The sequence below is a fragment of the Syntrophomonas sp. UBA5494 genome (assembly GCF_002426325.1).
On record NZ_DIPG01000131.1, the window covers coordinates 2,361 to 14,140 of the forward strand.

An 11,780-nucleotide genomic window follows, 5' to 3' on the forward strand; every position below is an offset into this window, starting at 1 on the left:
CCCGGGAAGAAGTTAAACATCCGGTTTCCCGGGTCAAACTGCTGCAGGAACTCTTGCTGCAACTGGAGAAACGCTATCGGCAACTAACCGGCGGAGAATTTTCCCTAATTTTAGAGAGATTCAGAGAGCTGTCCGTAGTGATAGGCCGGGATATAAAGCTTGACAGCGTCAACGGCGTGACTGCCGGCAGGGCTATCGATATCGACAACAACGGCTTTCTGACGGTTCGCGACGTTATGGGCAATATCCATAATGTAATGTCCGGGGAGATATTCTTGAAAGCCCCCCGTGACAACCATAAATAATTGTTAACCTTATTGACCTGATTTGGTTGACAATAATTCCAGGCTTATACTATATTATTTTTAAACCTATCATACAGGAGGCCTGGATATGTCCTCATCAGCTTCTAGTTCCTTGCGCTCAATGGTCTACGCTTCCATGTTCGGGGCCATGACCGCCATCGGGGCATTTATAGTGATTCCCCTGCAGCCCGTCCCCTTTACCCTGCAGACATTTTTTACCGCCCTGGCCGGCACTTTGCTGGGCGGTTACGCCGGGGCCCTGAGCCAGGTTGTATATGTTCTCCTGGGCTCTATCGGCCTGCCGGTTTTCGCCGGCGGCAAGGCCGGTCTGGGGGTTTTGTTCGGACCTACCGGAGGCTATCTCATCGGTTTCATCGCCGGGGCATATGTCATCGGCAGAATAATGGAAGCCCGGAAAGACGCCGGTTTGTTTTATACCGCCATGGCTATACTGGCCGGCGATCTGGTGATTTACACCGTGGGGACCGTTCAGCTTTCCCTGGTCGCCCACCTGCCCCCCTTGAAGGCCATACTGGTGGGCGTGGCGCCATTCGCGGCTGCTGAGGCAATTAAACTCCTGGCGGCCGCGATGCTGACCGTCAAGCTGAAGAATAAGCTTCCGCTTAGGGGATAAGTTCATGATAAGAATAGAGAATTTAAGCTATACTTATAAGCCGGAAACGGCGCCTTCCTTGCACAACATTAATCTGTGTATAGGGGAAGGCGAACATATCGCCCTCATCGGACCCAACGGCTGCGGCAAAACCACCCTGATAAGGCACCTCAATGCCCTGCTCCTGCCTACCGGGGGTGAGGTCTCCATCGACGGCCTTAAAAGCCATGAACAGCGTAATCATTCCGAGATAAGACGCAAGGTGGGCATGGTTTTTCAGAACCCGGACAATCAGATAGTAGGAATGAGCGTAGAAGAGGATGTGGCCTTCGGTCCCGGTAACCTTCGTCTGCCCGCTGCCGAAGTTCGGCTGAAGGTGAGCAAAGCCCTGGAGATGGTAGGCCTGAGCGGTTTTGAGAAACGCGCGCCAGTCACATTATCGGGCGGGGAGAAACAATTGCTGGCCCTGGCCGGTCTGCTGGCAATGGACCCTGGCTACATCGTTCTGGATGAAGCCACCTCCTCCCTGGATGCAAACAGCAAAGAGAAAGTCCTGGCTATACTGAAAAAGCTGCAAAATCAGAATATTACAGTTATCCAGGTCACTCATAACATGGAAGAGGCCCTGCGGGCTGACCGGGTCATGCTGATGGCCGGCGGGCAAATCGTCGCCGACGGTCCCGCCTTCCAGGTCCTGGCTGAAAGGGAGCGGCTGAAATCGATGGGCCTTGCTCCCCCGGTTATCGTGGAACTGATGGCCAGGTTGGAAGCATACGGACATACCCCCGGGAAACCGGTCATAACCGTTGATGATGCCGCCGGGGAGATAAATTCCTGGCTTACGCATGAAGCAGCGGTTGACGAAGACTATGCGCCCCGGAGGACAGGCGGCTATGCATGATTTAGGGCAGTATTTACACCATGAATCAGCGCTGCATAGAAGCGATCCGCGGGTTAAACTGATCGCGGTGCTGGCCTTGAGCCCGGTGATTCTCCACATTGAGGTTCCCGGCCTGATTATGGTGGGGGCATTGATCCTGGGGGCCGCCCTTATGGGGAAAATAGGTCCGTTTGAGCTTTTCCGCACAACCCGGCCGGTATGGCCTTTCTTTATGATGCTGTTCCTGGTCTATATATTGTTTACCCCGGGCACTCCCCTGGCGCCCCTGGCTTCCTATTCAATCAAGATCAGCTATGAAGGGCTTCATCTGGGGGCATCTCAATTATTCAGATTTGTGCTGCTCATCCTGGCGGCCTCGCTCCTGACCATGACCACCTCGCTCACTGAAATCACCATGGGTCTGGAACACCTCTTAAGGCCCTTAAGGATAGTGAGGATATCTTCCCACAATATAGCGCTGATGGTGAGTATGGCCTTGAGATTCATCCCCCTGCTGCAGCACGAACTGCAGCAGATACAAACAGCCTCTGCGGCCCGGGGCGCCGATTTCAGATGCGGAAGCCCGCTTGATAAGATTCGTCTGACGGTATACCTTGCAACTCCTTTAACATTGAACATCATACGGCGCTCCGATGAGCTGGCGGAAGCCATGGAAGCGCGGGGGTATCGGCCCGGCCCCAGAACCTACCTGTGCGAACTGGCCTTCAGCAGAAGCGACTATTATGCCCTGGGCTTTATTGCAGTCATTATCATGTTCTTATGGTACCTGGGGTGAATGTTACAGTATTTTTCTCAGTAAAAAAACGGTGTATGGCGGATGATTTAACCCCATACACCGTTGCTTTTTATTCTTTGCCTGATGTTGCTTCCATACATAAAATTCTGTCCCGCAAAATCGGAGGCCTTTATAAAATCCGGTTGCTGCGGCGCCATATCTTCATCTCCGCTGCGCTCTTGACCAGCTCTTCTCTAAACTGCGGATGGGCGATGCTGATCAGGGCTTCAGCCCGTTCATAGGTAGACTTGCCCTTCAGGTTGACGATGCCGTATTCGGTGACCACATAAGAAGTGATGTTCCGGGGTACGCTTATAGCCGCGCCTACCGGCAAGGTGGGGACAATCCGCGAAATGAGACTCCCGTCCGGGCCGGCAATGGTGGAACTCAGGCAGATAAAGCCTTTGCCGCCATTGGCTTCATAGGCCCCGATGATAAAATCCAGCTGCCCGCCGGTTCCGGTGATCTGGCGAATCCCGGAGGACTCGGAGCATACCTGGCCATACAGGTCAACCCCGATGGCGTTGTTAATGGCCATAACATTATCGTTCCTCTTGATCACATCGGGGTTATTGGTATAGTCCACCGGGAAGCTGGCGCAGACCGGGTTGTTATCCAGGAAATCGTATAATTTATTGGTGCCCATGGCGAAGGTATAGACCATCTTCTCCTTGTCCAGCTGTTTACGCCGTCCGGTGATTCGCCCCGCTGCGTACATATCCACATAAGAGTCGACCAGCATTTCGGTGTGTACGCCCAGGTCTTTCAAATCGGAATCGGCGATCATAGCCCCGATGGCATTAGGCATGGCGCCTATGCCCAGCTGCAGGCAGCCTCCGTCAGGGATCTCATTGACGATGATTTCCGCCACCTTCTGGTCTGTCCCATTGGGTTTGATTTCGGGAAGCTGTAACAAGGGACGGTGGTCTCCCTCAACCAAATAGTCTATCTGGGAGATATGCAGCATCTCAAGATTGCCCCCCAGACAGCGGGGAACGGAATTATTCACTTCTGCGATTACGATCTTGGCGGTGCGGGCTATATAAGGAGTGCAAGAATTGGCCGCACCAATATTGAAAAATCCGTGCTTGTCCATGGGCCCGACCTTCAGCATAGCCACATCAATCGGTATGAACCCGCGGGTATACCAGGAAGGCATTTCGTGATAGTGCAACGGGATGTAATAGCACAGGTTCTGGTCGTGCAGCTTGCGGCTGGCGCTGCTGAAATGCACGTCGCTATAGATGAAGTGCTCCTGTTCAGGGTCCACTTGCACCACCTGGGGAGCAAACGGGCAGGTAGTAACGCGTACCTTGACCTCGAACAATTCTTCCTTACGCCGGGCCAGGGCGGCATCGAGCCATTGCGAGATCATAACGAACTCACCATATAGTACGCTGTCACCTGATTTGACACATTTCACGGCCTCATCGGCACTGACCAGCTTGCGGCTGTACTCTTCAACGTAGTTCATTTTCCCATCTCTCCTCCTCATTTGAACCGCATGCCGAACCGGGGCGTCCGGGCCTCATTCAGCCCAAGTATACCTGGTCGATTAACCTTTTGAGGGAAACAGCGCATACCAATCTCTACACTTGGCCAGTGCTTTTATCTTTGGATACGCTGTCGTCACGAGTTGCTATAATCGGGTTTTGCGGTCACTTCGATAATTATTTCACTATGTCATGGTTCGACAGTAATCTGCAAACTCCTGCCATCTTCGCTGGTGAGATGGCAGGTTTAATATAACTGACATGCCAAGCTTTTGTTGAATTGGGATGGGAACTTTCTTTGGAGCTGACGGGCCATTCCTGGGGCGGTTTCTGTTTCGCCCTCCTTTCTCCCTGTGATATTTACTTAATCAGATGCTATTAGTGAACACAGTTAAGACTGATATGAATAGTATGATGTATATTCTATTTTCACTGCAGGAGGAGTAACTGGATGCATCTGGCTACGGTAATTGAGCTTGCCAGCCAACGTTATCCTCGAGCTGAAGCAATTATTGATGGTTGCAGGCGTTTTACCTATGAAGAATGGAATCAGAGAATCAATTCGGTTGCCTGGGGATTGAGGAGACTCGGCCTCAAACCCGGGGAACGCATCGCCATTTGTGCGAGAAACAGCGAACCGGCCATAACCGCATACTTTGCGGCTCATAAGGCCGGATTAACCGCCGTACTCTTGAGCACGCGCTGGAAAAATACCGAGATAGCCCATGCCTTAAATGATGCTGAAATCCGCTTAATATTCCACGACGAAACCACTTCTGCCCAGGTTATCAATGCCCTGCCCTCCAGCCGCCATAATGCTGCCGCTGTTCCGCTAGACATGGAGGTCTTTCATACTGCGGGAAAGACGACTTTTAGCCACTTAACAGCATATCCCCGCGGCTATCCGCCGGAAATCACACGAGATGACGGCTCCGTGGGCACTATTCTATATACCTCCGGGACTCTGGGCAGGCCTAAAGGTGTACAGAGAACGCATCGCAGCGATTATTATGCCGCTTTGGCCTTGATTATCCAGCACCGCTGGACCCCATTCGAGCGGACCCTGGGCGTTATGCCTTTCTTCCATACCATGGGGCTGCACTGTTTGCTGAGCATGGTGGTTCTCAATGGCCTTGCGGTAGTTTTGCCGAATTTCGATGCCGCGCTTTGTAGGGACTGTATCGAAAAGGAACGGCTGACCGCACTTTATCTGGTACCGACGGTTTATTATGACCTCACTGCGCAGTCAGATTTCGATACCAAGAGACTGAGCAGTATAAAAAAGCTGGCCTTTGCAGGTGCGCCCATGTCCCAGCCTTTAGTCGAACAATGCTTTAGGACTATCAATCCTGAAGTCTTCGTCAATCAGTACGGCAGTACCGAAATGCATGCCATCACTATTAATCCAGATCTGAGAAGCAAGCCGGCTTCATGCGGCCGGCCCGCACTGCACAGCCATATCCGGATCGTAGCTGCGGAAGCTTCCAGAAAGGTTTTGCCCTGTGAAGAAGTCCCTCCCGGGGAAGTAGGAGAAATAATCGTTCAAGCCGATTCCCCCCAGGCCTTTTGCGGGTATTTGAACCGGCCGGACGCCAATGAGCGTTCCATAAGAGAGGGCTGGTATTTTACCGGCGACCTGGGCTGCCTGGACGAGGAAGGCGACTTGTTTTTTAAGGGAAGACTGGATGACATGATAATAAGCGGCGGCGAGAACGTTTACCCTCAGGAAGTCGAGGCGGTGCTGCTGTCGCATCCGCAGGTAAGTGACGCTGCGGTAGTGGGACTTCCAGACGAACGGTGGGGAGAAAAGATCACCGCAGTGATTGTTCCCGCAAGCCTTGATCTTGACGATGCTGCGCTCGATGAGTTCTGCCTCGCCTCCTCCGGTCTTCCCCGCTTTATGCGGCCCAGGCAGTATATTTATGTAAACGAAATCCCCAAATCACCGACCGGCAAGATATTGCGTTCCAGGATAAGGAGCCTGTTGCTGCCGCAGTTGAACGGATAAAAGGATATTTTTATAAAATTTGAGATTCTAAAAAAGAAGGGATGTTCTTATGGAAACCACACGATTGGCGCACTTTGAGCTTCCGCCTCAATGGTCGACAATGAGGAAAACCGAGAAAATTGAAAGGGAGCTGGGCAAAAAATTTATACACATGGAGAAAGGAGACTACATTTCGCCTGAATTCAAACCGCCTGAGGAGGCCATTGAGGCCGTCAGGGACTCGGTGAAGAGCGGAAAGGTGAGATATTCACCAGGCCCCGGCATTCCAGAGCTCAGAGAAGCATTGGCCGTAGAAATGAGCAGCCGGGGAAGGGACACCAAAGCGGAAGAAATCATTGTCACCCCGGGGGCTAAGTTTGCTATTGCGGCGAGTTTCCTGCTCTTCCTGGATGCCGGCGACGAGGTGATAATGCCTGACCCGGGATATCCGCCCGATGAATTCTGGGCCAGGTACCAGAAGGCGGTTATCAAATATTTAAGATTTGAGGATCCCCGCCGGGTGGATGTCGAGCATATGGATAGGCTCATTACCCCCAAAACCAAACTGGTCGTATTCAATACCCCCCAAAGGCCTAATGGACAATTGATTGAGAACACTGCAGAGATTGCCGAAGTTTTGTTGAGACACCCTCACGTGACCATCGTCTCCGACGAGATATTTGCCAGGGTTGTTTTTGAGCCCTTTAAGCACCAGTCGCTTTCCTACTATACAGAATTACGCGATCGCACCGTGGTTATCGACACCTTTTCCAAAGGGTTTGTGATGACCGGCTTCCGTATCGGTTGGGTGACTGCCCCGGAGCATATCGCCAAAAATTATGACATATTAGTCCAGAACAGCTGCACCAATGTTTCAACCATTATTCAAAAAGCTGCTCTGGCGGCATTGACCGCACCTGAAAGTTATTCTAAAGAACTGATCCGCACCCTGCAAAGAAAACGCGATATAGCCTGGAATATTCTATCCGCTTCCAAGAGCCTCAGAACTGAAAACGCCCAGGGCGCATTTTATCTGTTGCCCAAACTGCCTCATGGCTTAGATGATGAAAAAATAGTGGATCTGCTATTAGACCATGGAGTGGCGGTTGTTCCCGGGTCGGCTTTTGGAGCGGGGGGAGCCGGCCATATCCGTTTGACTTTTTCGCTGGAGGATGAAGCCCTGGCGGAGGGGGTACAGCGCCTGGTCGATGTGATCGACGGCCGGCAGTAAGGGCAACTATATGAGAGACCTGAAAAAATCAGGCATTAAACTCCCTTCAGCATGGTTTTGAAGGGGTGACTTGGGGGAAAGCGGGATGAAACGTGTTAATCCGCCGGGGGCAACTGTGGTTATGACCTCCTGACTGCGTTGCTCCTCATTCCCGCGCTTCCTGGATTCAACGCTACAAGGGCTTTTTGAAAAGGGTTTAAGTACTGATTTATTATGAACGCTGCCGAAAGGAAGGATGTAGATTTTGTCTATTAATGATTTGCCGGGCTATGAACAAGTCCCCCGGGAACACCGGGACTACCAAATCGACTGGCTGCACCCCGATGATATCGAACAGATTGTTGCACTGGAAACCGGGTTCTTCCCTGAGCCTCTGACTATAACAAAGCTGACTCAGTTGATTCAAGAACCGCACACCTGTTATATAGTGGTCAGAGATGGAAAACAAGTCATAGGCTACATAGGTTTTCAGTACTTTTTAGCTGCGGCCCACACCATAAGTATGGCGGTGCACGCCGGCTACAGAAGGGAGGCCCTGGCCACCGTCATCCAGAAAACCGCCGATGCTGTAGCCAAAAAGCACGGCGCCAGATGGTTCACCGGCGAAGTCAGGGTATCGAATGAACCGCAGTTGAGATTTCTGAGAGGATTGGGCTGGCATGAAATAGGGAGGTGTGAAAACTTCTTCAAAAACGGAGAGGATGCCATCGTGGTATGGAACTGGTTATAACAATCATTCTAAGTTCGAAAAACTACCAGGGCCCCATTAATAATGATAATTAGCCCGCCGACCACGGTGAAAACCGTAATGGCTTCCTGAAACAGAAAAGAGCCGGTTAAGGCGGCCACAAAAGGGGTCAGGTAAGATAAAGCCACCACATGCTGCATACTCACCGTTTTCAAACCATCATAATAGACGATATAGGCAAAAGCTGTGTGCACTAACGAAATGATCAAAACCATGGCAATGGTATTGAAATCAATAACACTCTTTACTCTCATGAATGGGAACAAACAGATGGTAGCGATAAGCATCTGGTAATAGACGAAAGTAATGGATTGAATGTTGATTATTCTGGCTATGACAGCGATAACAGCCAGTAAGAAGGCCCCTATCAAAGCATAACTGATTCCGGTTATATCCGTATAAGAAATATGGATCAAAGCAGGCGCAAGCAGCACTCCCACACCGAGCACCGCCAGGACAAGAGCAAAGATGTATCTGCCCTGCATTTTTTCACCCAGTAGCAACGCGGCCAGCAGAACCATAAACAGCGGCTGCATATTATACGGGAGTACGGCATTGCTCAGCGAAGTTAAATGAATAGCATAAAAAAACAAGAGAATATCCAGAGTAAAAAGCACTCCCGCTAAAACGATCAAAGGGCCGTGCCGGGTATGCAGTAAAAGCAAGCGTTCCCTGCGGGGCAGTATCAAGAACAGGGCTATGGCAGCGATTAATACCCGGTAAAAAGCCAGTTCTAAAGGAGTAAGCCCGCTCCACCGGGTAAATGCCCCAATAGTCCCCCAGATGAAAGCCGCCGCAAATATTTCCAGGTACCCCAGCTTAATTCCCATAAAAACCCCCTGCTAACTGATTATGTCAGCGGGGGTTTTTATATGTTAATTCCCATATGGGCATATTGTCTTTTTTTATCTATATACTGTTTCAGGTGGTTAAAATGGCCGGGAAAAAAAGCAGACGCCTCAATCGCTATTATATACTTGCGGGGCTGATCTCTCTATTAGTAATAGCCGGATATCTGGGCGGAATCAACCGGGTCAGTGCAGGGGTATTTTTTAAGGATATTTACCTGGGAGGCCAAACCCGGCAAGAGGTGGGAGCAACCCTGCACGCTGCCCGGTTTACTTTCATCGGGCCGGAAGGTCAGGCAGTATCTGTCCCTTTAAAAGAGATGGGGATAGAGCTTGACTATGAACAGATATTTCAGTACGGCTGTCAGCTAAGTTCAGGACAGCCCTGGTTTCAAAAATATTTTTACTTTTTGCGAATTGAACGGGAAAAGGTGTTTGTTCCGTTTAAGTACCGCATCGATGAAGAGCTGCTGCTGCAAAATATTGATTTACTGGTTTATAAACTAAGCGGCAAGCCGGAGAATGCGTATTTTAAAGTTGATGCCAATGGCCAGGCCGAATTGATACCTGAAAGGTTCGGCTACAGTTTTAATCATGATGATATAGAACAAGCCATACGGGAAAACCTGGCTCAAGCACACAGTCCACTTGAAATCATTACCCCTTATGCCCAAAAAAACGCCCCCCGGATAACTATCTCTTCTCTGCAGGAAAAGGGGATCGAGCAGCTCATGACCTCTTTTACCACCAGTTTTGACGCTACCCTTGAGACCCGGGTACACAATATCCGGCTGGCATCATCCAGAATAAACAATTACTTGCTGGAACCCGGCAAAGTCTTTTCTTTCAATGGCCTCATCGGCAACGCGACAGCAGGAAAAGGCTATAAACCGGCCAATATAATAATCGGCGGGCAGCTGGTCCCGGGGATAGGAGGAGGGCTTTGCCAGATTTCCTCCACATTATATAATGCCGCACTGCTGTCCAACCTGGAAATCGTGGAACGCCACAGCCACCAGCTTACCGTACCGTATATCGAACCCGGCAGGGACGCCACTGTCTGTTATCCATACAAAGATCTGTCCTTTCGCAATAATAAAGACCATCACATTTTGATTACCACGGAGGTGGTTGACGATCGATTAACCATCCGGTTCTTTGGAAGGCCGCTAAATGAGAGAGTAGAAATAACCACCCGGGTTTTGAAAACATTTCCCCCTCCGCCGGGGAGAAAAGCAGACTCCAAATCAGGCCAGGGAACAGAGGACGAAATGGTAGGCTATCCCGGCTATCTGGTTGAAGTCTGGAAGACGGTTTACCGGGGGGATGAAAAAGAAGCTGAGGTGAAGCTCTCGGTTGACAGGTATTCGCCCTTCGAGATGAAAAAAGACCATTAATTATATCTGAGAAATAAGTTGTTGGCGGCGTTTCCCGCGAAGCAGTCATGGCTCGTTCCGGGTGTAAATCCGGGGAACCCTGGCCTGAATCAGAACCATATATTCGTAGTTTATAAACCCGCAGATTATTTGGGCTATTTCCTCAATGGTTATTTCCTCATCCCCCTGCCGCCCTATCAGAACCGCCTCTTCACCAATCTCGAGCTTCCCGGGAATATCGGTTACATCTACCATACACTGATCCATGCAGATAGTGCCTATTACCGGGGCCCGCTTGCCTTTGACCAGTACCTCCCCCCGGTTGGACAGCAAGCGGTTGTAGCCGTCTCCGTATCCCAGCGGAAGGGTGGCGACAAGAGTTTCCCGCCGAGTGGTAAAAGTCCGGCCATAGCTTATGTTCTCCCCTGCTGCGATCCTCTTAACAGAACCTATCTGAGCCTTCAAAGCCATAACCGGTTTCAGGGGCAAGCGGTCCTGAAATTCCGGGTATGAGCCATAAAGAATAATCCCCGCCCTCACCATATCCAGGTGCAATTCTTTATAATAGACCGTGCCTAAGCTGTTGCATATATGTTTTACAGGGATCGCCACTCCCCTCTCTTCCAGGCTCTTTACCACGTAATTGAATTTTTGGAATTGTTCCATGGTAAATGAATAACCGGCATGATTTCTTTCGTTGGTATAGGGGCAATGAGTATAGATGCCTTCGATAAATAAATTAGGCATCTCAGCCATCTCGGCAATCGTATCTACAGCATTCTTTGCAGGCGGAAAACCCAGTCTTCCCATCCCGGTATCTATCTCGACGTGAATACCGGCTTTTTGGTTCATTTTCCGGGCAGCCCTGGATAATGCCCGGGCTTGTTCCCTGCAATAAACCGTCTGGGTTATGCGGTGCTCAATCAGCAGCCGGGAATATTCAAAGGGAGTGTACCCAAACACCACGATGGGCACCTGCGGCTGCCTTTCCCGGATAAAGATAGCTTCATCCAGAATGGCAACCCCAAACATATCGATGCCCTCTTCCAGCAGTGGGCCGACGACCCCGGCAATACCCGTACCATAGGCATTGCTTTTTACCACCGCCATTATCTTGACCCGGCTGCCTATCAGAGCCCTGATTTGTCTAACATTAAAGGCCAGATTATCCAAACTGATCTCAGCCCATACCGGCCTGATGTATTGCACCAGCTCACCCCTCATAATCCGCTTGGACTCATTATCTATTCATCTGCTGAAGCCATAACTGTTGTTATGTAAAGATATGGCCTGATTGAAGATATTAAAACCGTGAGTTATTGGAAGGGACGGGTGAGGAAGTGTAAAGATAGAAAGGCACCTGCCACCTCCTGGTAGATGCCATGGCTGGCATCAGAAAACAGCAAGCCCCTCCATATCGGTGGGGACTTAATGATTATGGAGTGATGGCCGGGCTTGAGCCGACCTCCCCACAGTATATTAATTGAAACTCACAAGTCCTCC

10 protein-coding genes and 1 pseudogene are annotated in these 11,780 nt (G+C 50.5%); 8 read left to right on the plus strand and 3 right to left on the minus strand.

Annotation, left to right across the window (positions count from 1 at the left end; all coding sequences use genetic code 11):
- The 4 genes and pseudogenes from B3W37_RS14690 to B3W37_RS14705 form a co-directional block, all read left to right on the plus strand.
- Positions 1-305, plus strand: a pseudogene (locus B3W37_RS14690) (biotin--[acetyl-CoA-carboxylase] ligase); the annotation flags it as partial.
- Between the two features lie 88 nt (positions 306-393).
- The gene (locus B3W37_RS14695) at positions 394-939 is read left to right on the plus strand and encodes a biotin transporter BioY (RefSeq protein WP_483176248.1); all 546 of its coding nucleotides are present in this window, start codon (positions 394-396) and stop codon (positions 937-939) included.
- Positions 940-943: 4 nt separating this feature from the next.
- Positions 944-1,819 carry an ATP-binding cassette domain-containing protein gene (locus tag B3W37_RS14700; protein ID WP_483176249.1) on the plus strand — a complete coding sequence of 292 codons (876 nt, stop codon included), beginning with the start codon at positions 944-946 and terminating at the stop codon, positions 1,817-1,819.
- Positions 1,812-2,594: an energy-coupling factor transporter transmembrane component T family protein gene (locus B3W37_RS14705; RefSeq protein ID WP_483169843.1), complete on the plus strand. Its 783-nt coding sequence runs from the start codon at positions 1,812-1,814 to the stop codon at positions 2,592-2,594. The genes B3W37_RS14700 and B3W37_RS14705 overlap by 8 nt, the downstream gene beginning before the upstream one ends.
- Positions 2,595-2,724: 130 nt before the next feature.
- Here B3W37_RS14705 and B3W37_RS14710 read toward each other — a convergent pair whose 3' ends face one another.
- Positions 2,725-4,068 carry an acetyl-CoA hydrolase/transferase family protein gene (locus B3W37_RS14710; RefSeq protein WP_483169842.1) on the minus strand — a complete coding sequence of 448 codons (1,344 nt, stop codon included), beginning with the start codon at positions 4,066-4,068 and terminating at the stop codon, positions 2,725-2,727.
- 470 nt (positions 4,069-4,538) lie between these two features.
- On the opposite strand from B3W37_RS14710, the gene B3W37_RS14715 reads away from it, so the two are divergent.
- The 3 genes from B3W37_RS14715 to B3W37_RS14725 all read left to right on the plus strand — a co-directional run bounded on the left by B3W37_RS14715 (position 4,539) and on the right by B3W37_RS14725 (position 8,035).
- A complete protein-coding gene (locus tag B3W37_RS14715; RefSeq protein ID WP_483176250.1) occupies positions 4,539-6,095 on the plus strand; it encodes a class I adenylate-forming enzyme family protein in 1,557 nt (518 codons plus the stop codon).
- Between the two features lie 100 nt (positions 6,096-6,195).
- A complete protein-coding gene (locus B3W37_RS14720) occupies positions 6,196-7,305 on the plus strand; it encodes a pyridoxal phosphate-dependent aminotransferase (protein WP_483176251.1) in 1,110 nt (369 codons plus the stop codon).
- Between the two features lie 244 nt (positions 7,306-7,549).
- Positions 7,550-8,035, plus strand: coding sequence for a GNAT family N-acetyltransferase (locus B3W37_RS14725; RefSeq protein WP_483169839.1), 486 nt, complete (start codon positions 7,550-7,552; stop codon positions 8,033-8,035).
- An 8-nt stretch (positions 8,036-8,043) separates the two neighbouring features.
- Here B3W37_RS14725 and B3W37_RS14730 read toward each other — a convergent pair whose 3' ends face one another.
- On the minus strand, positions 8,044-8,883 hold the full coding sequence (locus B3W37_RS14730; RefSeq protein WP_483169838.1) for a DMT family transporter: 840 nt from the start codon (positions 8,881-8,883) through the stop codon (positions 8,044-8,046).
- A gap of 56 nt (positions 8,884-8,939) precedes the next feature.
- Here B3W37_RS14730 and B3W37_RS14735 point away from each other — a divergent pair, with 56 nt between their 5' ends.
- Entirely contained in the window at positions 8,940-10,298 is a 1,359-nt protein-coding gene (locus tag B3W37_RS14735) for a VanW family protein (protein WP_483176252.1), read from the plus strand.
- A gap of 45 nt (positions 10,299-10,343) precedes the next feature.
- Here B3W37_RS14735 and alr read toward each other — a convergent pair whose 3' ends face one another.
- A complete protein-coding gene (alr, locus tag B3W37_RS14740; RefSeq protein ID WP_483176253.1) occupies positions 10,344-11,501 on the minus strand; it encodes an alanine racemase in 1,158 nt (385 codons plus the stop codon).
- Between the last annotated feature and the right edge of the window lie 279 nt (positions 11,502-11,780).